Raw genomic sequence first — 24,226 nt, 5'->3', positions numbered from 1 at the left:
GGTTCCGTTGCCTGTGCCGGCCGCCGCGCTCAGGCGCTGACGGCTTCCTCGTTGTCCACGCCTTCGCGCTGGCGCAGCAGGCGGTTGGTGACGTCCAGCCAGGCCAGCGCGCTGGCCTCGATGATGTCGCGGCTGGTGCCGGTGCCTTCCAGTATCTCGCCCTCGTGGCGCACGCTGAGGTTGGCCTCACCGCGCGCGTCGGCGCCGATGCCGACGCTGTGCACGTGGTAGCTGTCCAGGGTCAGCTGGATGCCGGTGGCGGCCGACAGCGCGGCGAACAGCGCGTCGACCGGGCCGTCGCCCTGCGCGGTCTCGGCCACGCGGTTGCCTTCCGGGTCGGACAGCTCGACCAGCGCGTTGGCGCGGCTGCCGACGTCGCTGATGGTCATCGACGCCAGCCGGTAGCCATCGTTGCCGGAGGTGCCCTGCATCAGTGCCTGCAGGTCGGCGTCGGTGACCACCCGCTGCTGTTCGCACACGTTCTTGAACTGCTCGAACACCAGCTTCAGTTCTTCCTCCTCCAGCCAGTAGCCCAGCGCGCGCAGGCGTGCCTCGACCGCGGCGCGGCCGCTGTGGCGGCCCAGCACCATCTGCGTGTCGGCCCAGCCCACGTCCTGCGGATGCATGATTTCGTAGGTGTTGCGGTTGCGCAGCATGCCGTGCTGGTGGATGCCCGATTCGTGGGCGAAGGCATTGGCGCCGACGATGGCCTTGTTGCGTTGCACCGGCATGCCCACCAGCCGCTGCAGCAGCTGCGAGGTCGGCACGATGCGGCGGGTGTCGAAACCGGTATCGAAGTTGTAGAAGGCGTTGCGCACCTTCAGCACCATCGCGATCTCCTCCAGCGCACAGTTGCCGGCGCGCTCGCCGATGCCATTCATCGAGCCTTCCACCTGCCGCGCGCCGCCCTCGATGGCGGCCAGCGAGTTGGCCACGGCCAGACCCAGGTCGTTGTGGCAATGGGTGCTGAACACCACCTTGTCGGTACCGGCGGCATTGGCGATCACGTGCTGGAACATCGCGCGGATCTCCTCCGGGGTGGTGAAGCCGACGGTGTCCGGCAGGTTGATGGTGCGCGCGCCGGCGGCGATGGCGACCTGCGCCACTTCGGTGAGGAAATCCAGCTCGGTGCGGGTGGCGTCCTCGGCGGAGAACTCGACGTCGTCGATGTAGCCGCGCGCCATGCTCACATGCTTGTGCACCGACTCCAGCACCTGCTCCTTGTTCATGCGCAGCTTGTGCTCGCGGTGCAGCGGGCTGGTGGACAGGAACACGTGCAGGCGCGGTTTCGCCGCCGCTTCCAGCGCCTTGACCGAGGTCTCGATGTCGCCCGGCAGGCAGCGCGACAGCACCGCCAGCACCGGTTCGCGCAGCTCGCGGCCGATCAGCGCCATCGCCTCGCGGTCGGACTGCGAGCTGGCCGGGAAGCCGGTTTCGATGACATCCACGCCCAGCTCGGCCAGCGCGCGTGCCATCACCAGCTTCTGCGGCGGGGTCATGCTGCAGCCGGGGGATTGCTCGCCGTCGCGCAGGGTGGTGTCGAAGATGGTAATTCGCGGGGTGTTGATGGTTGGAGTATTCACCAGAGGGTCTCCTCGACGGCGGTAGCGATGATGTTGGAAGGTTCGGTTCGGGGCGCGCGCGCCGCGCTGCCGGCGACGCGGCTGCGGAGTCGTTCGGGGTTGCGCCGTCGTGGTTTGCGCGGGGGGCTGGGGCGGACTTCGGAGAGCAGGGTGGCGAGCACGGCGGCGTCGATGTTGCCGCCGGACACCACCGCGCACTTGCGCTTGCCGGCCACGCGGCGACCGGCGGCCAGTGCCAGCGCGCCGGCGCCCTCGGCGATGACGTGTTCCTCCAGCGCCAGCCGCACCAGCGTCTCGCGCAGCTCGGCCTCGCGCACGATGACCACGTCGTCGAGCAGGCTGGCGCACAGCCGGCGGGTGATGAAGCCGGGGATCTTGACCTTGACGCCGTCGGCCAGGGTCGCCACCGGCGCGATCTCGCGCACGTCGCCCTTGATCGCGCGCGCCATCGAATCCACGCCCTCGACCTGCGCGCCGATGATGCGAACGCCCTGCGATTTCAGCGCCAACGCCACGCCGGACGCCAGGCCGCCGCCGCCGATCGGCACGATCACCACGTCCGGCGCGTGCGGGGCGATCTCGATGCCCAGCGTGCCCTGCCCGGCGATCACGTCGGGGTCGTCGAACGCGGACAGGAAGCGGTAGCCGTTCTGCCCGGCCAGCTCGCGGGCGAAGGCGTAGGCCTCGTCGTAGCTGCTGCCGTGCTGGCGCACGGTGGCGCCCCAGTGCTGCACGCCGGCGATCTTGGTGGCCGGCGCGCCATGCGGCATCACCGTGATGGCCTGCACGCCCAGCCGGTACGCGGCCCACGCCACGCCCTGCGCGTGGTTGCCGGCCGAGGCGCAGATCACCGGGCGCTCGTCGCCGCGCTCCAGCGCCGCCAGCATCGCGTTCAATGCGCCGCGCACCTTGTAGGAGCCGGTACGTTGCAGGTTTTCGAGCTTGAGCCAAGTGCCGAAGCGTTCGGCGTAGTGCAGCGGCGTCGGCGGCAGGAAACGGCGCAGCCGCGCCTGCGCGGCCAATACGTCGGCGACGCTGACGTTTACGTCGCCCGCGCTGTCGGCATCGGCGGTGGAACGGCCGCGGTCAGGCATGGAGCGGCCGGGAACGGGGAACAGGGAACGGGGAATGGAGGGGCGTCGTGTGGCGTCGAAGAAGACGCCTCCGTGAACGAGCCCCTCTCCCTGCGGGAGAGGGGTTGGGGTGAGGGGTAAACGGAGTCCGTATGCCTGAACCATCGGGACTCCATCGCCCCTCATCCGCCCCTACGGGGCACCTTCTCCCGATGGGAGAAGGGAAGGGCAGCGCTACAGCTACTTCAGAGTTCATGCCGTCACCCCGGCATCGTCCAGCTCCACCACCCGCACCGATTCGCAGTCATAGACCTTCTCCAACTGGTGCCGCAGCGTCTCCGGCGGACGCTGGCCGGAAATCTCCATGCGCACGCGCCAGCCGTCGGCGCTGCGCCTGCCGTCGATGTTGTGCGGGAAGAAGCCGCGGCGCTCGACCATGCCCAGCACGCGCAGCAGCGCGCCTTCGGCGGGCTTCAGCACCAGCTCAAGCCGGTATTGCATTGGGGTTCTCCTGCGTCGCCCGGGCATGGGCGGGGTTGCTGTCCAGCATGGTGCTGTTGGCGTTGTTCGGCGGCACCAGCGGCCACACGTTGGCGCGGGCGTCGATGCCCACGTGCAGCAGCGCCGGGCCGGGGGTGTCCAACAGCGCGGCCAGCGCGTCCTCCACTTCCGCGCGCTGGGTGATGTGCGTGGCGGGGATGCCGAACACCTGCACCAGCGCGGCGAAATCCGGGTTGTCGGACAGGTCGATCTCGCTGTAGCGCTCGGCGAAGAACAGCTCCTGCCACTGCCGGACCATGCCCAGCGAGGAGTTGTCCAGCAGCACGATCTTCACTGGCAGCCGGCAGCGGGCGATGGTCGCCAGCTCCTGCACGTTCATCATGAAGCTGCCATCGCCGGAGACCAGCACCACGGTGCGCTCGGGGCAGGCGAACTGCGCGCCCATCGCCGCCGGCAGGCCGAAGCCCATCGTGCCCAGCGCGCCGCTGGTCAGGTGGTTGCGCGGGTGGTTGAAGCGGCAGTGTTGCGCCACCCACATCTGGTGCTGGCCGACGTCGCAGGTGATCACGGTGTCCGGCGGGGCGATCTCGCTCAGCCGCTTGAGCAGCGCCGGGGCATAGATGTCCTTGCCCGGTGCGTCGTAGCGCGCGGCGAACTTCTCGCGGTTGGCCGCGCAGCGCGCGCGCCAGCTGTTGCAGTTCCCACGCACCTTGCTCAGCGCCTGCAGACCGGTTTTGACGTTGCCGGGAATGGCGATGTCGGCACCGCGCAGCTTGGAGATTTCATACGCATCGGCATCCAGGTGGATGACGCGCGCGAACGGTGCGAACTCGGCCAGCTTGCCGGTGGCGCGGTCGTCGAAGCGCGCGCCGACCACGATCAGCAGGTCCGATTCCTGCACCGCCATGTTGGCGGCGCGGGTGCCGTGCATGCCCAGCATGCCCAGGTATTGCGGGTGGTTGGCCGGCAGCGCGCCCAGCCCGCGCAGGGTCAGCACGGTGGGGATGCCGCTGGCCTCGACGAACTGGCGGAACTCGCCCACCGCCTCGGCCAGGGCAATGCCGCCGCCGCCGTAGATCACCGGCTTCTCGGCCGTGGCAATCATCGCCACCGCCTCGGCCAGCCGCTGTGCGTCCGGCGCCGGCACCGGCTCGACCGTGGCCGGCACGTGGTCGGGCAGGTGCGAGGCATCGGCCAGCTGCACGTCCTTGGGCAGGTCGATCAGCACCGGGCCGGGGCGGCCCTCGCGGGCGACGCGGAACGCCTCGGCCAGCACCCGTGGCAGCTCGTCGACGCTGCGCACCAACCAACTGTGCTTGACGATCGGCATCATCATGCCGAACACGTCCAGCTCCTGGAACGCATCGGTGCCCAGCAGCGGCGTGGCGACCTGGCCGGTGATGCACACCATCGGCACCGAGTCGAGCATCGCGTCGGCGATGCCGGTGACCAGGTTCGACGCGCCGGGGCCGGAGGTGGCCACGCATACGCCGACCTTGCCGCTGGCGCGGGCGTAGCCGTTGGCGGCCAGCGCCGCGCCCTGCTCGTGGCGCACCAGGATGTGCTTGAGGGTGGAATCCACCAATGCGTCGTAGAACGGCATGATGGTGCCGCCCGGATAGCCGAACAGCGTCTGCACGCCTTCGGCCTCCAGGGCCTGCGTCAACCAGCGTGCGCCGTTGCGTGGCGCGCCGTGGACGGGAGTGTTCATGCAGCGACCTTTGCCTGTTGCGGGTGGGGGACCGCGGGTTTACGCGTTCTGGGCTTGCAGCCAGACCATCTTGGCGCGCAGCTCCTTGCCCACCTTCTCGATCGGGTGCTCCAGGTCGGCCTGCTTGAACTTGTTGTAGTTCGGCAGGCCGGCGTTGTACTCGGCCACCCAGTTGCGGGTGAAGGTGCCGTCCTGGATGTCCTTGAGCACGTCCTTCATGCGCGCCTTGGTACCAGCGTCGATCACCCGCGGGCCGCTGACGTAGTCGCCGTACTGCGCGGTCTCGGAGACGAACTCCAGCATGCGGCTGATGCCGCCTTCGTAGAACAGGTCGACGATCAGCTTCAGCTCGTGCAGCACTTCGTAGTAGGCGATCTCCGGCTGGTAGCCGGCTTCCACCAGCGTCTCGAAGCCGGCCTGCACCAGCGACGAGGCGCCGCCGCACAGCACCGCCTGCTCGCCGAACAGGTCGGTTTCGGTTTCTTCCTTGAAGGTGGTCTGGATCAGGTTGGCGCGCGCGCCGCCCAGGCCGGCGGCATAGGCCAGCGCGTACTGCTCGGCCTTGCCGCTCTTGTCCTGGTAGACCGCCCAGATGCACGGCACGCCGCGGCCGATCTCGTATTCGCGGCGTACCAGCGCGCCCGGGCCCTTCGGCGCGACCAGCACCACGTCCAGGTCCACGCGCGGGGTGATCATGCCGTAGTGCACGTTCAGGCCGTGGGCGAACAGCAGGCACGCGCCCTGCTTCATGTTCGGCGCCAGCACTTCGTCGTAGAGCTTCTGCTGGACCATGTCCGGGGTCAGCACCGCGACCAGGTCGGCGTCCTTGACCGCCTCGGCGGGCGCCTTGACGGTGAAGCCATCGGCCTGTGCCTTGGCTTCGGTCGGGCCACCCGGGCGCAGGCCGACGGTGACGTCGAAACCGGATTCACGCAGGTTCAGCGCATGGGCGCGGCCTTGGCTGCCGTAACCGATGACGGCGATCTTGATCTGGGGCAGGTCGTTGGTGCTCATGGGGCTTGGTTCCTTGCGATGAAGAGAAAGGGTGCGGTGAAGAAAGAAACGGCCGTCGCGTCAGGACGCGGCGGCCGTCGGGGGAGGCGGGCAATGGACGCGGGCCGCTGCGGTGCGCGGTGCATCGCAGGCGGTGGTTTTCTGTTTGGCGGTAGTGGCGATGGACATGGTTTCAGTTGAAATAGATGCTGGAAACGAAAAACCCCGCACCGGGGCCGGTGCGGGGTTCTTGATCGAAACTGGCTTTTTTCGACTACGCGCCAGCTCGTCCCGCACCTGTGGGCCCGGTAATAAGCACGAGTACAAGCAGCGAGGCCGCGGCGGGAGCCGGGCTCGGCGACAGGTGGACGGTGGCGGTGTGGCGTTGCAGCATGGGTTCGAGATAAACATGCGACTTTTGCCGCTGTCAAGCCTTGTGCGCTGGATGCGCGGAGCGCCATGCCGCAATGCGGCGCGAATGCCCGCCACGGCAGCATGGTTGCCGTTGAAAACGATGCGGCAACAGCGTGGCGACGAAGGAGGGGAGCGGCCGATTGCGCGGTTCCGGCAGGTTTTTGTGGGAGCGACGCGAGTCGCGATGAGGCTTTCCCGGCAACACCAAGATCGCGACTCACGTCGCTCCTACGACGGCGGCAGCACCTTGCCGGGGTTGAGGATGCCGTCGGGATCGAGCGCCTGCTTGATCGCGCGCATCGCCGCCAGCGTGGCCGGGGTGAAGGCCCGTGCCATGAAGTCGCGCTTGGCCAGGCCGATGCCGTGTTCGCCGGACAGTGTGCCGCCCAGCGCCAGCGCCAGCGCGAACACTTCCGGCAACGCCGCATGCGCGCACGCGTTTTCGCCTGCGTCGTCCGGGTGGTAGAGGATGTTGATGTGCAGGTTGCCGTTGCCGGCATGGCCGAAGGTGACGATGGGCAGGTCGAACTTCGCCGACAGCGCCTGCACCCCGGCCACCAGTTCGGGAATGCGCGACACCGGCACCACGACGTCCTCGTTGATCTTGCCCGGCGCGATGCTCTTCAGCGCCGGTGACAACGCGCGCCGCGCCGCCCACAGTTTTTCGCGCGCGCTGCCGTCCATCGCCACGTCCAGCGCCAGCAGGCCATCGCCCTCGGCCGCCTGCGCCAGTGCGTGCAGCACGTTGGGCAGGGTGTCCTCGTCGCCATCGGCGTCGATCAGCAGCATCGCCCCGGCCTCGGGCACCTGTGCGCCATTGCGGCGCAGCAGCGCCAGGCTGCGCGCATCCATGAATTCCAGCGTGGTCGGTGTGGCCGGCTGGGCCATCACCCGCGACACCGCTGCCGCCGCGCTTTCGGCGTCGCGGTAGAGCACGCGCAGGCCGGCCTGCGCGCGCGGGCGTGGCGCCAGCTTCAACGTGGCCTCGACGATCAACGCCAGCGTGCCCTCGCTGCCGACGATCAGGTGGGTGAGGTCGTAGCCGGTGGCGTCCTTGGTCCACGGCCCACCGCATTCGATGATCTCGCCCGCGCCGGTGACGGCCACCAGCCCGAGCACGTTGTCGCGGCTGGTGCCGTATTTCACCGCGCGCGGGCCGCCGGCGTTGGTGGCGAGGTTGCCGCCGATGCTGCAGATCTCGAAGCTGGACGGGTCCGGCGGCCAGAACAGGCCGTGCGGCATCAAGGCCTGTTGCAGGTCGCCGTTCAACACGCCCGGCTCGACCACCGCGCAGCGGTCGCCGGGGCGGATGGCGAGGATGCGGTCCATGCGCGCGAACGACAGGACGATGCCGCCGGCGCTGGGCACCGCCGCGCCGGTGGTGCCGGTGCCCGCGCCGCGCCCGACCAGCGCCACGCCGTGTGCGCGGCACGCACGGACGATGGCCTGCACCTGTTCGCGGCTCGAAGGCAGCGCTACGCCCTGCGGCAGCGCGTGGCGCCAGGAGTTGTCCTGCGCGTGCGCGGCCAATGCGGCGGCGTCGGTGCGCCAGTGCTCGCCGAGCAGCCGCGACAGTTCATCGGTGAAGGCGGTGGGCAGCGGGTTCATCGCATCAGCAGTCGTCGGCACGGAATGCATCGCGCAGCCAGTTCAATCGCGGCGGTTCGCCACTGGCCTCGACCACGTCAAAGCGGCAGGGCGACTGCGCATGTTGCGGGTGCGCGGATAGATAGAGCTGTGCGGCCAGCAGCAACCTGCGGCGCTTGCCGGCATCCACCGAGGCCGCGCCGCCGCCGAACATGGCATGGCGACGGTAGCGCACTTCCACGAACACGAGGCTGCCGGCCGCCGGGTCGAACATCACCAGGTCGAGCTCGCCGCCGCGGTAGCGGACGTTGCCGGCCAGCCAGCGCAGGCCGGCGCTTTCCAGATGGCGGCGCGCGGCGGCCTCGACCGCCGCGCCACGGTCGGCCTGCTCAGCGACCATCACCGATCGGCACCGGCTGGCCACCACGGAAGGTGGACCATGCCGGGGTGCGCAGCACGTTGCCGAAGCCATCCAGGTGCAGGGTGCCGGTGGCCCCGGCCAGGCCGCTGCCACCGCTGCTGTTGGCCAGCTTTTCCAGATAGGCGGAAATCTTCCAGGCGTCGAAGCCGAAGGCGAACAGGCGCGCGGCGGCGCCGCGGGCGGTCGGCAGGGTGGCGGCCAGTTCGCTGGCGGCAGGCAGGCCGGCGGTACCACGGGTGGTCCATGCCTCGCTCGGGAAGGCGATGCCGTCCAGCGGCATGTCCTCCTCGGCCTTGCCGGTGCCGGAAACCAGTTGCGAGGTGCCCACGCGGGTGGTGCCGGCGAGCCCGGCCAGCGCCAGCTGCGGCGTCAGCATCCGCGCCTGCGGGCCCTTGACCGCCAGGAACACCGAATCCACCGTGCCGGCCTGGCGCAGCTGCGCGCCGATGTCGGCCGGGGCGTCGCCGATGCCGATGCTGGCCGCCACCTTGCCGCCGCGCTGGGCGAAGCGCTCGCCGAAGGCGGCCGCGGCGCGGCGGCCGGTGTCGTCGTTGCTGACGATCACCAGCACGTTGCCGCGCTCGCGCGCCAGCAGGTATTCGGCGGCCATGATGCCGTCGTCCTCCGGCGCCAGCGAGAAACCGGCGCTGCCCGGCGGTGGGGTGTCCTTGCCGCGGTTCAGCGCCAGCACCGGAACCTGCAACTGGTCGCGGGCGAACAGCGCGTCGACCTCGTCGCGGCCCAGCGGCCCGACCACGAAGTCGGCGCCGTCGGCCACCGCCTTGTCGTAGGCGGCGCCGGCGCCGGCCGGGGTGCCGCGGGTATCGATGAAGTCGAGCTGCGGGCGGCGGCGATACTCGGCGTAGTAGCCGGTCAGCAGGCCGTCGCGCACCGGCGCGGCGGCGGTGGCGAGGCTGCCGGACAGCGGCAGCAGCACCGCCATCTTCAGCGGCGGCCGGTAGCCGTCGGCCTCGGCCGGCGGGCGCTTGCCGGTGTCCATCTGCCAGGCGGCATCGCGGTCGAACGGGCGCGGCAGCGGCAGGCCGCGGCCGATCAGGGCACGGCCTGCATGGTTGTAGAGCGGGTCGCCCACCGGCAGCGCCGCGCTGCGCCGGGTGAGGGTGGCGTCGTCGAGGCTGGCCAGCAGGCGGACGATGGCGCGCTGGTTGTCGGCGCGGGCACTGCCGGACAGCAGCGGGTTGGCGCGTGCACGCTCGCCGGCGGTGGCGAAGGCATCACCGGCGGTTTCCTGTGCCTGCGCGCGTGCCAGGTACCAGCGCGCCTGCAGGGCTGCCGGCAATTGATCGGGCTGGCCGCCCAGTGTCTGCAGGAGGGTGCCCAACTGCTTGTCGGCCAGGGCCAGTTCCGCGACCAAAAGGGCATGGCGCTGCTGGCTGGCGCCGGCCAGCTGGCGGGCCTGCACCTGCGCCAGCAGCATGCGCGCGCGCGCATCGTCGCCGGCCTCGTGCCAGGCGAAGGCGGCGTCGGCCAGCAGTTGCGCACGCTGCGCGCCACGCGCCAGCGCTGCCTCGGCTTCCAGTTGCTGCGCCGCCTCGCGCGGCTTGCCCTGGTCGAGCAGGGCGATGGCCGCCTGCTGGCCCGGCGATGCGGTGGGCGCCATGCCGGTGGTGGCGCAGCCGGCCAACAGCAGCAGCGACAGTGACAGGGTGGTGATCCGTGCGGCGGGCTTGTTCATTCGAAGTCCATTCAACGGCATGCGGCGGCGCGGGGTGGAGGAGACGGTAGGATTCTACCCTTGCCCACGGAAAAGCCGATGATGCCCGCCCCTGCCGCCACCCTGTATGTCGTTGCCACGCCGATCGGCAACCTTGCCGACCTGAGCCCGCGCGCGCAGGAGGTGTTGCGTTCGGTGGCGGCGATCTGCGCCGAGGACACCCGCCACACCGGCCAGCTGCTGTCGCACTTCGGCATCGGCAAGCCGCTGGTGGCGCTGCACGACCACAACGAGGAGGCGATGGCCGAGCGCGTGGTGGCGCGCCTGCTGGGCGGCGAATCGCTGGCGCTGGTCAGCGACGCCGGCACCCCGCTGGTCAGCGACCCCGGCTTCCGGCTGGTGCGCGCCGCGCGCGCGGCGGGGGTGAGGGTCAGGCCGGTGCCGGGTGCCTGCGCGGCGATCGCGGCATTGAGCGTGGCCGGCCTGCCGAGCGACCGCTTCGTGTTCGAGGGCTTCCTGCCGGCCAAGGCCGCCGCGCGCCGCGAGCGCCTGCAACGGTTGGCCGGCGAGACCGGCACGCTGGTGTTCTACGAATCCTCGCACCGCATCGTCGAGTCGTTGGCGGACATGGCCGCCGCGTTCGGCGGCGAGCGCCCGGCGGCGGTCGCGCGCGAACTGACCAAGCTGTTCGAGACCGTGCTCGACGGCACCCTGGCGCAACTGCGTGCGGCGGTGGAGGCCGACGACAACCAGCGCAAGGGCGAGTTCGTGGTGATGGTGCAGGGCGCCGGCGACGACGGGGAGGCGAAGATCGCCGAGGGCCGCCGCCTGTACGCCAGGCTCCACGAACACCTGCCGCCTTCGACCGCGGCCAAGCTGGCGGCCGAGTTGAGCGGCGCGCCGCGCAAGGCCTTGTATGGAGGCTGACGCCTTGACCTGCGGATTGTCGAGGTAAAGCCCGCCAAGCAGGCATTACCCCGTACAATGCGCGCGGCGGAGTCGGCCGGACAGTCGCGTCGTTCCTTCGGGAGCGCCGAGGAAAGTCCGGGCTCCACAGGGCAAGGTGCCAGGTAACGCCTGGGCGGCGCGAGCCGACGGAAAGTGCAACAGAAAGATACCGCCTACGTCTTCTTCGGAAGGCCGGTAAGGGTGAAATGGTGCGGTAAGAGCGCACCGCGAGTCCGGCAACGGACCGGCACGGCAAACCCCACCTGGAGCAAGACCAAATAGGGATCCCATGACGTGGCCCGCGTCGGATCCGGGTAGGTTGCTCGAGCGTCGCGGTGACGCGGCGCCTAGAAGAATGACTGTCCACGACAGAACCCGGCTTACAGGCCGGCTTCGCCGCCTTTTCGGGCAACGCCCGAAAAGGCGCCCAATCTTTTGTACCGCCGGAGCGGCGGTACAAAAGATTGGGTCCCGCTCCATTTTCTGCCGAATTCCCGCGCCTGTCGGCGCGCCCCCTTTACCAAAGGGGGCTTTTCTCCAGAGGGTTTTCCGAGGCTCGCTTCGCATCGTTGCAGGAGCGCACCCTGGTGCGCTCCTGCAGTTCTATCCGTGTTTCGCCGTTGAACACGCCCTGCGGGCCGAAGCGGCGCTCGACGATGAAGCCGTGGCCGGCATGGTCGAGCGCGAGGATCGTGCTGGCGCGGGTGCCGTAGTCCTCGCCGCGGATGAAGGCGGCCGACAGGTGCCGCTCCACTTCCAGCGGGATGCCGGTGGCGGGCAGGTCGGAGTCGGCCGGACGCCATTCGTCGGACAGCGCGGTCCACAATCCGTCCAGCGCCGGGTCGTCCTGCGCCAGCCAGTGCTCGAGGGCGGCCATCAGCCGGCGGGTCTTCGGCCACGGTGCATCCAGTGCGCCGTTGGACATGCCGTGCACACCCGGCGCCAGCGCCTGTCGCGTCGCTGGATGGTTGCCGAGGTGGTGGCAGCCTTCGGCATCGGCCAGCAGCAGGTTGAACGGGGCGAAATCGCCGGCATTCCCGGCCAATGCGTCGATGCGGGTGGCCGCCGGGATCGTGCCGGCGAGGAAATCGGCGACCAGTGCGCCGCGCGATGGGCCGCCGGTGGCGGCGGTCGGGTCGCGCACGTTGGTGAGCACGGCCGCGTGGCCGGCATCGTTGATGCCCATCCAGGTGCCGCCCGAGCGCAGGTCGCGCCCGGCGACGACGCCCGCCTGCGGCGCCGGCCAGCGGGCGAGGGCGGTGGTGGGGCGGGCGTGGAATTCGTCGCGGTTGCCGGCCATCAGCAGGCGCCAACGGGGGTGGGTTTTCCAGGCAAGGGCGACCAGACACATGCGCTCCAGTGTGCCTTTTCGCGCAAGCGGCGGCCACGGCCGGCTGAATGGCAGCGTGGTCTTCACGCCGTCTCTACGCGCCTGAACTTCACCTCAATCTCAAAATTTGAGACGAAACAGCGACTTGTGGATAAACCTTGAACAATTCTCTAAAGATTGGCGCAAGCCATTGATGCGTCTGGCGATTTTGCGTCCCGAAAGTTGTTGACAAGCCCTTTGCCACTGCTAATGTGGGCATCGGAGGGAAAACCGGGTTATTCGTGGTTTTTCGTGGTTCAATGACCGCCCAGGCGGAATGACAGACGGGTAGGACGCGGCGTGTTTCAGGGTGAGACGGCCATCACGGTTGACGACAAGGGACGCATGGCGGTGCCCACCGCCCATCGCGACCTGGTCGCGCGTGCCTGTGGCAACCGCCTGGTGCTGACCTACAACCCGTTCGAAGCCGGTTGCCTGTGGCTGTACGCCGAAAAGGAATGGGAGCGGGTGCGCGACGAGGTGATGGCCAAGCCCAACACGCAGCGCGTGGTGCGCACCCTGCAGCAGAAGCTCGTCGGCTCGGCCGCCCATCTGGAACTGGATGGCAACGGCCGCATCAGCCTGCCGTCCAGCCACCGCAACGCGGTCGGCATCGAGAAGAAGGCGGTGCTGATGGGCATGGGCGACAAGTTCGAACTATGGAGCGAGCAAGCGCATCGCGCGTTGATCCAGCAGACGTTGTCTGATGGGGATCTGGGCGATGGGCTGCTCGACCTGAAGTTGTGAGCCGGGGTGCCCGGGTGCGCGGTCAAGCGCAGGCCGGTCACCCTCCGGTGTCGCAGCCGCCGGCGGCCCACCTGCCGGTGCTGTACACCCAGGTCCTGAGCGGCCTGAGGGTGATCGAAGACGGTACCTACCTGGACGGCACCTTCGGCCGTGGCGGCCATGCGCGCGGCGTGCTGGAGCAACTGGGGCCGCAGGGCCGGTTGCTGGTGATGGACAAGGACCCGGAAGCCATCGCCGTGGCGCAGCGCGACTTCGCGCCGGATGCGCGGGTGTCCATCCATCGCGGCAGCTTCGCCGACCTGCTGGACTGGAACGAGACGGCTGCCGGCCTCGACGGCGTGCTGTTCGACCTGGGCGTGTCCTCGCCGCAGCTGGACGTGGCCGAGCGTGGTTTCAGCTTCGGCAAGGACGGCCCGCTGGACATGCGCATGGACCCGGACGCGGGCGAGAGCGCCGCGCAGTGGCTCAATCGCGCCGAGGAGCGCGAGATCGCCGACGTGCTGTGGACCTACGGTGAAGAACGCCAGAGCCGCCGCATCGCCCGTGCTATCGTCGCCCGCCGTGCCAGCCAGCCGTTCGCGCGCACCGCCGAACTGGCCGAGCTGATCGCCTCGGCGATGCCGCGCGGGAAAGACAAGATCCACCCGGCCACGCGCAGCTTCCAGGCCATCCGCATCCACATCAACCGCGAGCTGGCCGACCTCGAGGCCGGGCTGGACGCGGCGCTGGCGCGGCTCAAGCCCGGCGGCCGGCTGGCGGTGATCAGCTTCCATTCGCTGGAAGACCGCATCGTCAAGCAGTTCATGAACCGCCACGCCAAGGCCCCGCCGAGCAACCGTCGGCTGCCGGAGATGGCGGCCTTCGTGCCGACGCTGGATTTGATTGGCGGTGCCACCAAGGCCGAGGACGACGAACTGGCGGCGAACCCGCGTTCGCGCAGCGCGGTATTGCGGGTGGCCGAGAAGCGGGGAACAGGGAACGGGGAACCGGGAATGAGGCTTTCCCGCGATCCGTCATTCCCTGCCTCCACAGGAGGCGGGCCATGAGCCGGCTCCTCCTCGTCGTGCTGCTGCTCGCTACCATCGCCTCGGCGATCGGCGTGGTCTACAGCCGCCACCGCCACCGCCAGCTGTTCGTCGAACTGACGCGGCTGGAGCACGCGCGCGACGAACTGAACATCGAATTCGGCCGCCTGCAGCTGGAGCAGGCCACGCTGGCGCAGGCCACCCGCGTGGATCAAGAAGCGCGCGGCCGGCTGGGCATGAAGTTCCCGGAAGCGGCCGACATCGTGGTGGTGCGCCCATGAACGCGCCGCGTCGCAATCGCAACCGCAGCCAGTTCAACCTGAGCACCCGCATGCTGATGGTGGGCGCCGGGCTGGGCCTGTGCGCGGTGACGCTGGTCGGCCGCGCCGCCTACGTGCAGCTGGTCAACAGCGACTTCTACCAGCGCCAGGGCGAGGCGCGCTACCTGCGCGAAGTGCCCATCGCCACCTCGCGCGGCATGATCACCGACCGCAACGGCGAGCCGGTGGCGGTGTCCACGCCGGTGGCTTCGGTCTGGGTCAACCCGCAGGAGCTGCTGCGCGCGCCCGAACGCATCCCCGAGCTGGCGCAGGCGCTGTCGCTGCCGGTGGACGAACTGACCGCGAAGCTCACGCAGAAGGCCGACAAGGAATTCCTGTACCTGCGCCGGCGCATGAACCCGGACGTGGCCGCGCAGATCGTCGCGCTGAAGATCCCCGGCGTGTTCTCGCAGCGCGAGTTCCGCCGCTATTACCCGCAGGGCGAGGCGCTGGCGCACGTGCTGGGCTTCACCAACATCGACGACCACGGCCAGGAAGGGCTGGAGCTGGCCTTCGACGACTGGCTGCGCGGCAAGCCCGGCGCCAAGAAGGTGATCCGCGATCGCAAGGGCGCGATCGTCGAGAGCATCGACCTGGTGCGGCCGGCCGAGCCGGGCAAGGACCTGACCCTGAGCATCGACCGCCGCATCCAGTTCCTGGCCATGCGCGAGCTGCGCAACGCGGTGGTCGAGAACAAGGCCGCCGGCGGCTCGGTCGTCATCATGGACGTGGCCACCGGCGAGGTGCTGGCGATGGCCAACCTGCCGACCTACAACCCCAACGCGATCAGCGGCGCCCGTGCGGATGCGCGCCGCAACCGCGCCGTCACCGACCTGGTCGAGCCGGGCTCGACGATGAAGCCGCTGACCGTGGCCACCGCGCTGCAGAACCACCTGGTCACGCCGGACACCCAGATCGACACCAACCCGGGCTACCTGACCCTGGGCCGCTACACCATCCGCGACGTGCCGCGGAACAACGGCGTGCTCGACGTCACCGGCGTCATCACCCGCAGCTCCAACATCGGCGCGGCCAAGATCGCCGCGCGCATTCCCGACCGCACCTTCTACGACTCGGTGCGCGCCTTCGGCTACGGCGTGGCGCCGCACAGCGGCTTCCCCGGCGAATCGGTGGGCGTGGTGCCGGTGCCGGGCAGCGCCGGCTGGTACGGCACCACCAAGACCACGATGTCCTACGGCTACGGCCTGTCGGTGACGCCGCTGCAGATCGCGCAGGCGTATTCGGCGCTGGCCAACGGCGGCCGGGTGATCCAGCCGACCTTCGTCAAGGGCCAGCACAACGAGGCGCGGCAGGTCATCGAGCCGGGCGTGGCGCGCGAAGTGGTGCGGATGATGGAGACGGTGGTGACCCAGGGCGGCGCCAAGGGCGCGGCGATCCTGGGTTACCACGTCGCCGGCAAGACCGGCACCGCGCGCAAGAACGGGCCGCGCGGCTATGAGCAGGGCCACTACAACCTGCTGTTCGCCGGCGTGGTGCCGGCGACCAACCCGCGCTTCGCCGCGGTGATCGTGGTCAACGATCCGCAGGGTGGCAAGTACTACGGCGGGCAGGTGTCCGCGCCGGTGTTCCACAGCGTGATGGAAGGCACGCTGCGGCTGATGGACGTGCCGCCGGATGACATCCAGTCGTGGCTGGCGGCGCAGGCCGCCGGCAAGGTCGGCAACGCCGCGGTGCTGCCGGTCGCCGCCGACCCGGCCGATGCGGCAGGCGCCGACATCGATGCCGCCACCGAATTCGACGCGGCCATGCCCACCGCCCGTGCGCCGCAGCCGGCCGCGCAGGAGGTGCGCCAGTGAGCCGCACGATGCCGCTGTCGCAGCTGCTGCCGGACGTGGCGCTGGCGCGCGATGCGCAGGTCGCCGGGCTGGTGCTGGATTCGCGCCAGGTGCGCCCTGGCGATGCCTTCGTCGCCATCGCCGGTTTCGGTGCGCACGGGCTGGGCTTCGTCGAGCAGGCGCGCGCGGCCGGTGCCAGCGCCATCCTGTTCGAGCCGCCGGCCCCGGCGGAACTGCCGGCGCCGGCCGATGCCATCGCCGTGCCCGGCCTGCGCGCACGCATGGGCGCGATGGCCGACCAGTTCCACGGCCATCCCTCGCGCGCGATGACGATGGTCGGCGTCACCGGTACCAACGGCAAGACCTCCACCGTGCAGTTGCTGGCGCAGGCGTGGCAGTTGCTGGGCACCCGCAGCGGCTCGATCGGCACGCTGGGCGTGGGCCTGTACGGCGAGGTGGTACCGACCGGCTTCACCACGCCGCTGGTGCTGCAGATGCATGAAGTGCTGGCGCAGTTGCGCGATGCGGGCGCGCAGGCGGTGGCGATGGAGGTCAGCTCGCACGCGCTGGACCAGGGCCGCGTCGATGCCGTGCACTTTGATGTGGCGGTGTTCACCAACCTCACCCGCGACCACCTCGATTACCACGGTGACATGGCCGGCTACGGCGCGGCCAAGGCGCGGCTGTTCCACCGCGACGGCCTGAAGGCGGCGGTCATCAACCTCGACGATGGCTTTGGCCGCGACCTGATCGCCACGCTGGCGGCGGACGTGCGGCCCATTGGCCTGAGTTCGACCGGCCAGTCGGGTGCAGGCGTGTGTGCCGAAAACCTGGTGCTGGACGGGCAGGGCATCGGCTTCGACCTGCGGGTCGATGGCCAACGCCACCCGCTGCGCTCGCCGCTGCTGGGCCGCTTCAACGTCGACAACCTGCTGGCCGTGGCCGGCGCGCTGCATGCGCTGGGCCAGCCGGCGGCGACCATCGCCGGCGTGCTCGGCCAGCTGCAGCCGATCCGCGGGCGCATGAACCGCCTCGGCGGCCACGGCGAGCCCACCGTGGTGATCGATTACGCCCACACCCCCGATGCGCTGGAACAGGCGCTGCGCAGCCTGCACGGCCACATCGACGGCCGCCTGCTGTGCGTTTTCGGTTGCGGCGGCGAGCGCGACACCGGCAAGCGCCCGCAGATGGCGGCCATTGCCGAACAACTGGCCGATGTGGTGTTCGTCACCGACGACAACCCGCGCGGCGAGGATGGCGACGCCATCGTCGCCCACATCATGGCCGGCTTCGCTGAGCCGTCGCGGGTGAACGTGCAGCGCGACCGCGCGCGCGCCATCGGCGCGGCCGTCGCGCAGGCCGACCCCGGCGACATCGTGCTGGTGGCCGGCAAGGGCCACGAGCCTTATCAGGAGATCGCCGGCATCAAGCACCCCTTCGACGACACCGAGGTCGCATCGCGGGCATTGGCGGCACGCAGGGGAGGTGCAGGGTGAAGCGCACTCCGCTGTCATTGATCGCGCACTGGGCCGGCGGCGAACTCCACGGCGACGACGCGAGCATCGAGGCCATCGGCAACGACACCCGCACGCTGGCGCCGGGCAGCCTGTACGTGGCCCTGCGTGGCGAAAATTTCGACGGCCATGCCTTCGCCGCCGACGCGCTCGCGCGCGGTGCCAGCGCCCTGCTGGTCGAAGCCTTGCAGCCGCTGGACGTGCCGCAGGTCGTGGTCGCCAATGCCGAACTGGCGCTGGCGAAGATCGCCGCCGCGATGCAGCAGGGCCGTGGCGCCAAGGTGTTCGCGATCACCGGCAGCAACGGCAAGACCAGCGTCAAGAACCTGCTGCTGGCGATCCTGCGGCACGCCGCCGCGTTGGAAGGCCGCCATGTGCACGCAACACCGGGCAACCGCAACAACGAGATCGGCCTGCCGCTGGCGGTGATCGACGCGCCGGAAGACGCCGATTACGCGGTCTATGAAATGGGCACCGGCAAGCCCGGCGACATCGCCTACCTGACCGCGATCGCGCCGCCGGACGTGGCGCTGGTCAACAACGTCGCCCCGGCGCACCTGGAGCGCATGGGCAGCCTGCTGGAGATCGCCAACACCAAGGCCGCGGTCTACGACGACCTGCGCGCCGGCGGCGTGGCGGTGGTCAATGCCGACGACGCGTTCGCGCCGTACTTCGCGGCGCGTGCCGGCGCGCACCGGGTGATCCGCTTCGGGCTGGACGCCAGCGCCGAGGTCACCGCAGGCGACATCGCGTTGGCCGAGGCCGGTTCGCGCTTCGTGCTGCGCACGCCGCAGGGCGAGGCCGCGGTGGAGTTGCCGCTGCCCGGCCGCCACAACGTGCTCAACGCGCTGGCCGCCGCGTCGCTGGCGCTGGCCGCCGGCATCGCGCTGGCGCAGGTGGCCGAAGGACTGGCGCAGGCGCGTCCGGTGCCCGGCCGCCAGATCGCGCATGTGCTGGACAACGGCGCGGTGCTGGTTGACGACAGCTACAACGCCAACCCCGGCTCGCTGGCTGCGGCGATCACCGCGCTGGCCGCCGGCAGGCAGCCCGGCTGGCTGGTGCTGGGCGACATGCGCGAACTCGGCCCCGATGCGCAGGCGCTGCATGCGCAGGCCGGCGTTCGCGCGCGCGAAGCCGGCTTGAAGCGCCTTTATACGCTGGGGCCATTGAGCGAAGCCGCAGCGCAGGCCTTCGGCGAAGGTGCGAGGCATTTCGAGTCGCACGCGGCATTGGCCGCGGCATTGATTGCCGATCTGTCCGCCACGAGCACTGCCCCACCGTCGCCCGAAAACGACCATTCCCCATTCCCCGTTCCCTGTTCCCCGCGCGTGCTGGTCAAAGGCTCGCGCGGCAGTGCAATGGACAAGATCGTGACCGCGCTGCTGCAGCGTGGCGAGGACACCCCGCATGTTGCTTGAACTGGCCCGTTGGCTGCAGCAGCTGGACGACCTGTTCCGGTTGTTCAACTACCTCACCTTCCGCGGCATCCTCGCCGCGCTGACCGCGCTGGGCCTGTCGCTGTGGCTCGGCCCGGCGGCGATCCGCCGGCTGGCGCAGCTCAAGGGCGGCCAGCCGATCCGCAAGGACGGCCCGCAGTCGCACTTCTCCAAGGCCGGCACGCCGACCATGGGCGGCGGCCTGATCCTGCTGTCGGTGCTGATGGCGGTGCTGCTGTGGGGCGACCTGCGCAACCGCTACGTGTGGTTGGTGATGGCGGTGATGCTGTGCTTCGGCGCCATCGGCTGGTACGACGACTGGATCAAGATCGCAAAACGCGACCCCAACGGCCTGAAGTCGCGCTGGAAGTATCTGCTGCAGTCGATCTTCGGCCTCGGCGCCGGCCTGTTCCTGTTCTACACGGCCGACGTGCCGGCGGCGCTGACCCTGTACATCCCGATGTTCAAGGCCATCGCGCTGCCGTTGGCCGGCATCAGCTTCGTGGCCATCGCCTACTTCTGGATCGTCGGCTTCTCCAACGCGGTCAACCTCACCGACGGCCTCGACGGCCTGGCGATCATGCCGACCGTGCTGGTCGCCTGCGCGCTGGGCGTGTTCGCCTACGCCTCGGGCAATGCGGTGTTCTCCAGCTACCTGCAGATCCCGCAGATTCCCGGCGCCGGCGAACTGGTCATCATCTGCGCGGCGATCGCCGGCGCGGGGCTGGGCTTTTTGTGGTTCAACACCTACCCGGCGATGGTGTTCATGGGCGACGTCGGCGCGCTGGCGCTGGGCGCGGTGCTGGGCACCATCGCGGTGATCGTGCGCCAGGAGCTGGTGCTGGTGGTGATGGGCGGCGTGTTCGTGATCGAGACGCTGTCGGTGATGATCCAGGTCGCCAGCTTCAAGCTGACCGGCAAGCGCGTGTTCCGCATGGCGCCGATCCACCACCACTTCGAGCTGAAGGGCTGGCCGGAGCCGCGGGTGATCGTGCGCTTCTGGATCATCTCGGTGGTGCTGGTGCTGATCGGCCTGGCGACGTTGAAGGTGCGCTGATGGACGATTACGCGCGCCAGGCGACCCGGCTCGAAGCGATCGGCGGCCACTACGACAAGTGGCTGCTGGGCGCCGCCGTGGCGCTGGCATCGCTGGGCATCGTGATGGTGGCGTCCAGCTCCATCGCGTTGACCCGGAGCCCGTTCTATTACCTCGACCGCCACCTGCTGTTCATCGCCATCGGCGCGGTGCTGGCAGCGGTGGCCATGCGCGTCGAGCTGAAGAAGGTGGAGGAGCACAACCGCCTGTTGCTGGTCGCCTGCGCGGTGCTGCTGCTGGTGGTGTTCGTGCCCGGCCTGGGCAGCACCGTCAACGGCGCGCGGCGCTGGATCAACCTGGGCGTCTCCAAGTTCCAGACGGTCGAGGCGGTGAAGGTGCTGTACATCGTCTGGCTGTCCAGCTACCTGGTGCGCTTCCGCGACGAGGTCAACGCCACTTGGCCGGCGATGCTCAAGCCGGTGGGCGTGGTCGGCTTCCTGGTGTGCCTGCTGCTGTTGCAACCGGATTTCGGCTCATCGACGCTGCTGCTGGGCATCACCATCTGCATGCTGGTGCTGGGTGGCGCGCAGATGAAGCGCATCGTGCTGCCGGCGCTGGTGCTGCTGGCCGCGCTGGTAATGCTGGTGATCATCGAGCCATACCGCATGGCCCGCGTCACTTCGTTCATGGACCCGTGGGTGGACCAGCTGGGTTCGGGTTACCAGCTGTCCAACGCCTTGATGGCGATCGGCCGCGGCGAATGGTTCGGCGTGGGCCTGGGTGCATCGATCCAGAAGCTCAACTACCTGCCCGAGGCGCATACCGACTTCATCTTCTCGGTGATCGCCGAGGAGTTGGGTTTCGCCGGGGTGTGCAGCATCGTCGCGCTGTACGCGCTGCTGGTCGGCCGCGCGCTGTGGCTGGGCATGCGCTGCATCGAGATGCGCCGCCACTTCGCCGGCTACATCGCCTTCGGCATCGCCCTGTGGATCGGCCTGCAGACCTTCGTGTCGATCGGCGTCAACCTCGGCATCCTGCCGACCAAGGGCCTGACCCTGCCGCTGATTTCCTCCGGCGGCTCCAGCGTGATGATGACCTGCGTGGCGATCGGCGTGCTGCTGCGGGTGTCGTGGGAATACAACCGCGCGGTGCGCCGCCAGGAAGTGCGCGAGGAGGACAGCGAGCTGCTGTTCGAGGCCGCCGAGGACGAACCGGCGGCGACGCCGGCCACCGCCGGCGCCATCGCCGTGGCGATGCAGCGGGGTGCCGCGCGCGGCACCAGCCGCATGCAGCAGCGGGTCGAACCCACCTTCGGGAGGATCGCGTGATGGCCGGCCCGTCGATGCGGCAGCGCCCGGTGCTGATCATGGCCGGCGGTACCGGTGGCCACATCTTCCCCGGCCTGGCGGTCGCCAAAGTGCTGCGCGCGCGCGGCATCCCGGTGACGTGGCTGGGCGCCGACGGCGCGATGGAAACCCGGCTGGTGCCGCAGCACGACATCGCCCTCGACACGCTCGCCATCAGCGGCCTGCGCGGCAAGGGCAAGCTGGCGCTGCTGGGCGCGCCGCTGCGGGTGATGCGCGCGATCCGCGCGGCCGGTTTCATCCTGCGCGAGCGCAACCCGCGCGCCGTGGTCGCCTTCGGCGGCTTCGCCTCCGGCCCCGGCGGCATCGCCGCGCGCCTGCACGGGTTGCCGTTGCTGGTGCACGAGCAGAACCGCGCGCCGGGCCTGACCAACCGCATCCTGTCGCGCGTCGCACGCCGCGTGCTGACCGGCTTCCCAGGCAGCTTCGCCGCGCGCGAGGAAGTGGTCGGCAACCCGGTGCGCGCCGAGATCGCCGCGTTGCCGGCGCCGGAACAGCGCCTTGCCGGCCGCGGCGGCCCGATGCGCGTGCTGGTGCTCGGCGGCAGCCAGGGCGCGCGCGCGCTGAACAACGCCATGCCGCAGGCGCTGGCCGGGCTGGGCAACAGCGTCGCCATCGAGGTCTGGCACCAGTGCGGCGATAAGCTGCACGGCGAAGCGCAGCAGGCGTACCGCGACGCCGGCGTCGAAGGCCGCGTCGATGCCTTCATCACCGACATGGCCGCGGCCTATGAATGGGCCGACCTGGTGGTGTGCCGTTCCGGTGCTTCCACCCTGGCCGAACTGTGCGCGGTCGGCATCGGCAGCGTGCTGGTGCCGTTCGCCGCCGCGGTCGACGACCACCAGACCCGCAATGCCGACTACCTGGTCGAACGCGGTGCCGCCGAGTTGCTGAAACAGGACGACGCGCTGGCCGCCAACCTCGAAGGCGTGCTGCGCGCGCTGGCCGGCACCGCCGAGCGTCGCCTGCGGATGGCGCAGGCCGCGCGCGCGCTGGCCATGCCCGATGCGGCCGAACGCATCGCCGACATCATTCTTGAAGAAGCCGGGAATGGTGATTCGGAATTGGTGATTCGGGACAGGCAGGAACAAGAGCAGGAACAACCGCAAATGCATGCAGATGCCAACACGGAGCAGGCTTCCGCTGTTGCTCCTTCGAATCCCGAATCCCGAATCACCAATCCCGGTGCCTCCGAAGGAGGCACAAAGTGATCCGCCGCCTGCACGACACCACCGACCTGGTGCGCGCCTTCCCGCGCGTGCATTTCGTCGGCATCGGCGGCACCGGCATGAGCGGCATCGCCGAGGTGATGCTGACCCTGGGCTATGAAGTCTCCGGCTCGGACAACGCCGACAACGCCGCCACCCGCCGCCTGGCGCGGCTGGGCGCACGGGTGATGCGCGGGCACTCGGCCGCCAACGTGCTGGGCACCGACTGCATCGTCGTTTCCAGCGCGATCCGCGACGACAACCCGGAGCTGATGGAGGCGCGCAGCCAGCGCATCCCGATCATGCCGCGCGCGGCGATGCTGGCCGAGCTGATGCGCTTCCGCCGCGGCATCGCCGTAGCCGGTACCCACGGCAAGACCACCACCACCTCGCTGACCGCCGCGGTGCTCAGCGAGGGCGGGCTGGACCCGACCTTCGTCATCGGCGGGCAGCTGCTCGCCGCCGGTGCCAACGCCAAGCTCGGCGGCGGCCAGTGGCTGGTGGCCGAGGCCGACGAGAGCGATGGCAGCTTCCTGCGCCTGAACCCGCTGGTGGCAGTGATCACCAACATCGACGCCGACCATCTCGAGAACTATGGTGGCGACTTCGCCCGGGTGCAGGCCGCGTTCGCCGAATTCCTGCAACGCCTGCCGTTCTACGGGCTGGCGGTGCTGTGCATCGACGACCCCGAGGTGGCCGCGCTGGCCGCCACCACGCCGCGCCACGTGATGACCTACGGCATGGGCGGCAACGCCGACGTGCGCGCCGAGGACGTGGTGCAGGACGGCGCGCGCATGCGCTTCACCCTGCGCCTGCCCGAAGGCAGCAGCGTGCCGGTGACGCTGGCGCTGCCGGGCCGCCACAACGTGCTCAACGCGCTGGCCGCGGCCGCCATCGGCTGGCAGCTGGGCGTGGCGCCGGAAACGATTGCCGCCGCGCTGGAAAAGTTCCAGGGCGTGGGCCGCCGCTTCAACGACCTCGGCGTCGTCGCCACCGGCAAGGGCGCGGCGGTGCGGGTCATCGACGACTACGGCCACCACCCGCGCGAACTGGCCGCGGTGTTCGCCGCCGCGCGTGGCGGCTGGCCGGAACAGCGCCTGGTGGTGGCGTTCCAGCCGCACCGCTACAGCCGCACCCGCGACCAGTTCGACGCGTTCGCCGCGGTGCTGTCGGAGGTGGACGCGCTGGTGCTCAGCGAGGTCTACCCGGCCGGCGAGGCGCCGATCCCCGGTGCCGATTCCCGGTCGCTGGCCCGCGCCATACGTGCGCGCGGCCGCAGCGAACCTGTGGTGGTCGGCCACGCCGGCGACCTGGTGTCGGTGCTGCCGGACGTGCTGCGCGACGGCGACCTGCTGCTGATGATGGGCGCCGGCGACATCGGCCACGTCGCCCAACAGATCGCCACCGGCGGCTTCCTGGCGGAGGGTGCCGACGAATGATCCGCGCCCTGCGCCCGTCGCGCCGTACCCATGCTGCCGCATCGCCGGCGCGCATGCGTGCGCGTG

19 protein-coding genes, 1 other RNA gene and 1 pseudogene are annotated in these 24,226 nt (G+C 70.0%); 12 read left to right on the top strand and 9 right to left on the bottom strand.

The window, feature by feature from the left end; genetic code table 11:
- Positions 1-29 precede the first annotated feature (29 nt).
- The 8 genes from MIC98_RS15705 to MIC98_RS15670 form a co-directional block, all read right to left on the bottom strand.
- A complete protein-coding gene (locus tag MIC98_RS15705) occupies positions 30-1,583 on the bottom strand; it encodes a 2-isopropylmalate synthase (RefSeq protein WP_239737791.1) in 1,554 nt (517 codons plus the stop codon).
- Positions 1,580-2,677, bottom strand: coding sequence for a threonine dehydratase (locus MIC98_RS15700; protein WP_239737790.1), 1,098 nt, complete (start codon positions 2,675-2,677; stop codon positions 1,580-1,582). Before MIC98_RS15700 ends, MIC98_RS15705 begins: the two co-directional genes overlap by 4 nt.
- A 231-nt stretch (positions 2,678-2,908) precedes the next feature.
- Positions 2,909-3,157, bottom strand: coding sequence for an ACT domain-containing protein (locus MIC98_RS15695; protein ID WP_057640627.1), 249 nt, complete (start codon positions 3,155-3,157; stop codon positions 2,909-2,911).
- The gene (gene ilvG / locus MIC98_RS15690) at positions 3,141-4,868 is read right to left on the bottom strand and encodes an acetolactate synthase 2 catalytic subunit (RefSeq protein ID WP_239737789.1); all 1,728 of its coding nucleotides are present in this window, start codon (positions 4,866-4,868) and stop codon (positions 3,141-3,143) included. The genes MIC98_RS15695 and ilvG overlap by 17 nt, the downstream gene beginning before the upstream one ends.
- Positions 4,869-4,907: 39 nt before the next feature.
- A complete protein-coding gene (gene ilvC / locus MIC98_RS15685) occupies positions 4,908-5,882 on the bottom strand; it encodes a ketol-acid reductoisomerase (RefSeq protein ID WP_239737788.1) in 975 nt (324 codons plus the stop codon).
- Positions 5,883-6,503: 621 nt separating this feature from the next.
- Entirely contained in the window at positions 6,504-7,883 is a 1,380-nt protein-coding gene (locus MIC98_RS15680; RefSeq protein ID WP_239737787.1) for an FAD-linked oxidase C-terminal domain-containing protein, read from the bottom strand.
- A 4-nt stretch (positions 7,884-7,887) separates the two neighbouring features.
- On the bottom strand, positions 7,888-8,262 hold the full coding sequence (locus MIC98_RS15675; RefSeq protein WP_239737786.1) for a YraN family protein: 375 nt from the start codon (positions 8,260-8,262) through the stop codon (positions 7,888-7,890).
- Positions 8,252-9,979 carry a penicillin-binding protein activator gene (locus MIC98_RS15670; protein WP_239737785.1) on the bottom strand — a complete coding sequence of 576 codons (1,728 nt, stop codon included), beginning with the start codon at positions 9,977-9,979 and terminating at the stop codon, positions 8,252-8,254. The genes MIC98_RS15675 and MIC98_RS15670 overlap by 11 nt, the downstream gene beginning before the upstream one ends.
- An 81-nt stretch (positions 9,980-10,060) precedes the next feature.
- Here MIC98_RS15670 and rsmI point away from each other — a divergent pair, with 81 nt between their 5' ends.
- On the top strand, positions 10,061-10,885 hold the full coding sequence (gene rsmI / locus MIC98_RS15665; protein ID WP_239737784.1) for a 16S rRNA (cytidine(1402)-2'-O)-methyltransferase: 825 nt from the start codon (positions 10,061-10,063) through the stop codon (positions 10,883-10,885).
- 68 nt (positions 10,886-10,953) lie between these two features.
- An RNA gene (gene rnpB, locus MIC98_RS15660) (RNase P RNA component class A) lies at positions 10,954-11,305 on the top strand.
- A gap of 118 nt (positions 11,306-11,423) precedes the next feature.
- On the opposite strand, the gene MIC98_RS15655 is transcribed toward rnpB, so the two are convergent.
- The gene (locus MIC98_RS15655; protein WP_239737783.1) at positions 11,424-12,257 is read right to left on the bottom strand and encodes an NRDE family protein; all 834 of its coding nucleotides are present in this window, start codon (positions 12,255-12,257) and stop codon (positions 11,424-11,426) included.
- Between the two features lie 318 nt (positions 12,258-12,575).
- Here MIC98_RS15655 and mraZ point away from each other — a divergent pair, with 318 nt between their 5' ends.
- The 10 genes and pseudogenes from mraZ to murC all read left to right on the top strand — a co-directional run bounded on the left by mraZ (position 12,576) and on the right by murC (position 24,160).
- Positions 12,576-13,022, top strand: a complete 447-nt coding sequence (gene mraZ, locus MIC98_RS15650) for a division/cell wall cluster transcriptional repressor MraZ (RefSeq protein WP_057640638.1) — start codon at positions 12,576-12,578, stop codon at positions 13,020-13,022.
- Between the two features lie 14 nt (positions 13,023-13,036).
- Positions 13,037-14,017, top strand: a pseudogene (rsmH, locus tag MIC98_RS15645) (16S rRNA (cytosine(1402)-N(4))-methyltransferase RsmH); the annotation flags it as partial.
- A 47-nt stretch (positions 14,018-14,064) separates the two neighbouring features.
- Positions 14,065-14,328 (top strand): cell division protein FtsL, encoded by a 264-nt coding sequence (gene ftsL / locus MIC98_RS15640; protein WP_239737780.1) that lies wholly within the window; start codon positions 14,065-14,067, stop codon positions 14,326-14,328.
- Positions 14,325-16,184, top strand: a complete 1,860-nt coding sequence (locus tag MIC98_RS15635) for a penicillin-binding protein 2 (protein ID WP_239737779.1) — start codon at positions 14,325-14,327, stop codon at positions 16,182-16,184. Before ftsL ends, MIC98_RS15635 begins: the two co-directional genes overlap by 4 nt.
- Entirely contained in the window at positions 16,181-17,659 is a 1,479-nt protein-coding gene (locus MIC98_RS15630) for a UDP-N-acetylmuramoyl-L-alanyl-D-glutamate--2,6-diaminopimelate ligase (RefSeq protein ID WP_239737778.1), read from the top strand. The genes MIC98_RS15635 and MIC98_RS15630 overlap by 4 nt, the downstream gene beginning before the upstream one ends.
- Positions 17,656-19,095 (top strand): UDP-N-acetylmuramoyl-tripeptide--D-alanyl-D-alanine ligase, encoded by a 1,440-nt coding sequence (gene murF, locus MIC98_RS15625; protein WP_239737777.1) that lies wholly within the window; start codon positions 17,656-17,658, stop codon positions 19,093-19,095. The genes MIC98_RS15630 and murF overlap by 4 nt, the downstream gene beginning before the upstream one ends.
- Entirely contained in the window at positions 19,085-20,170 is a 1,086-nt protein-coding gene (mraY, locus tag MIC98_RS15620; RefSeq protein ID WP_057640648.1) for a phospho-N-acetylmuramoyl-pentapeptide-transferase, read from the top strand. Before murF ends, mraY begins: the two co-directional genes overlap by 11 nt.
- Positions 20,170-21,477 (top strand): putative lipid II flippase FtsW, encoded by a 1,308-nt coding sequence (ftsW, locus tag MIC98_RS15615; protein WP_239737776.1) that lies wholly within the window; start codon positions 20,170-20,172, stop codon positions 21,475-21,477. The genes mraY and ftsW overlap by 1 nt, the downstream gene beginning before the upstream one ends.
- Complete coding sequence (gene murG, locus MIC98_RS15610; protein ID WP_239737775.1) at positions 21,477-22,724, top strand: undecaprenyldiphospho-muramoylpentapeptide beta-N-acetylglucosaminyltransferase; 1,248 nt, start codon at positions 21,477-21,479, stop codon at positions 22,722-22,724. The genes ftsW and murG overlap by 1 nt, the downstream gene beginning before the upstream one ends.
- Positions 22,721-24,160 (top strand): UDP-N-acetylmuramate--L-alanine ligase, encoded by a 1,440-nt coding sequence (gene murC, locus MIC98_RS15605; protein ID WP_057640653.1) that lies wholly within the window; start codon positions 22,721-22,723, stop codon positions 24,158-24,160. The genes murG and murC overlap by 4 nt, the downstream gene beginning before the upstream one ends.
- Positions 24,161-24,226: the final 66 nt, after the last annotated feature.

This window comes from Stenotrophomonas sp. NLF4-10, from assembly GCF_022359915.1.
Lineage (GTDB): Bacteria > Pseudomonadota > Gammaproteobacteria > Xanthomonadales > Xanthomonadaceae > Stenotrophomonas > Stenotrophomonas daejeonensis.
This window is presented reverse-complemented; position numbering and strand designations above follow the sequence as displayed.

What these genes read in the sequence shown, in the direction of transcription:
- MIC98_RS15700 (WP_239737790.1), bottom strand. Translation starts at nt 2,677, where the DNA reads ATGCCTGACCGCGGCCGTTCCACCGCCGATGCCGACAGCGCGGGCGAC.
- MIC98_RS15695 (WP_057640627.1), bottom strand. Translation starts at nt 3,157, where the DNA reads ATGCAATACCGGCTTGAGCTGGTGCTGAAGCCCGCCGAAGGCGCGCTG.
- ilvG (WP_239737789.1), bottom strand. Translation starts at nt 4,868, where the DNA reads ATGAACACTCCCGTCCACGGCGCGCCACGCAACGGCGCACGCTGGTTG.
- ilvC (WP_239737788.1), bottom strand. Translation starts at nt 5,882, where the DNA reads ATGAGCACCAACGACCTGCCCCAGATCAAGATCGCCGTCATCGGTTAC.
- MIC98_RS15680 (WP_239737787.1), bottom strand. Translation starts at nt 7,883, where the DNA reads ATGAACCCGCTGCCCACCGCCTTCACCGATGAACTGTCGCGGCTGCTC.
- MIC98_RS15675 (WP_239737786.1), bottom strand. Translation starts at nt 8,262, where the DNA reads ATGGTCGCTGAGCAGGCCGACCGTGGCGCGGCGGTCGAGGCCGCCGCG.
- MIC98_RS15670 (WP_239737785.1), bottom strand. Translation starts at nt 9,979, where the DNA reads ATGAACAAGCCCGCCGCACGGATCACCACCCTGTCACTGTCGCTGCTG.
- rsmI (WP_239737784.1), top strand. Translation starts at nt 10,061, where the DNA reads ATGCCCGCCCCTGCCGCCACCCTGTATGTCGTTGCCACGCCGATCGGC.
- MIC98_RS15655 (WP_239737783.1), bottom strand. Translation starts at nt 12,257, where the DNA reads ATGTGTCTGGTCGCCCTTGCCTGGAAAACCCACCCCCGTTGGCGCCTG.
- ftsL (WP_239737780.1), top strand. Translation starts at nt 14,065, where the DNA reads ATGAGCCGGCTCCTCCTCGTCGTGCTGCTGCTCGCTACCATCGCCTCG.
- MIC98_RS15635 (WP_239737779.1), top strand. Translation starts at nt 14,325, where the DNA reads ATGAACGCGCCGCGTCGCAATCGCAACCGCAGCCAGTTCAACCTGAGC.
- mraY (WP_057640648.1), top strand. Translation starts at nt 19,085, where the DNA reads ATGTTGCTTGAACTGGCCCGTTGGCTGCAGCAGCTGGACGACCTGTTC.
- ftsW (WP_239737776.1), top strand. Translation starts at nt 20,170, where the DNA reads ATGGACGATTACGCGCGCCAGGCGACCCGGCTCGAAGCGATCGGCGGC.
- murG (WP_239737775.1), top strand. Translation starts at nt 21,477, where the DNA reads ATGGCCGGCCCGTCGATGCGGCAGCGCCCGGTGCTGATCATGGCCGGC.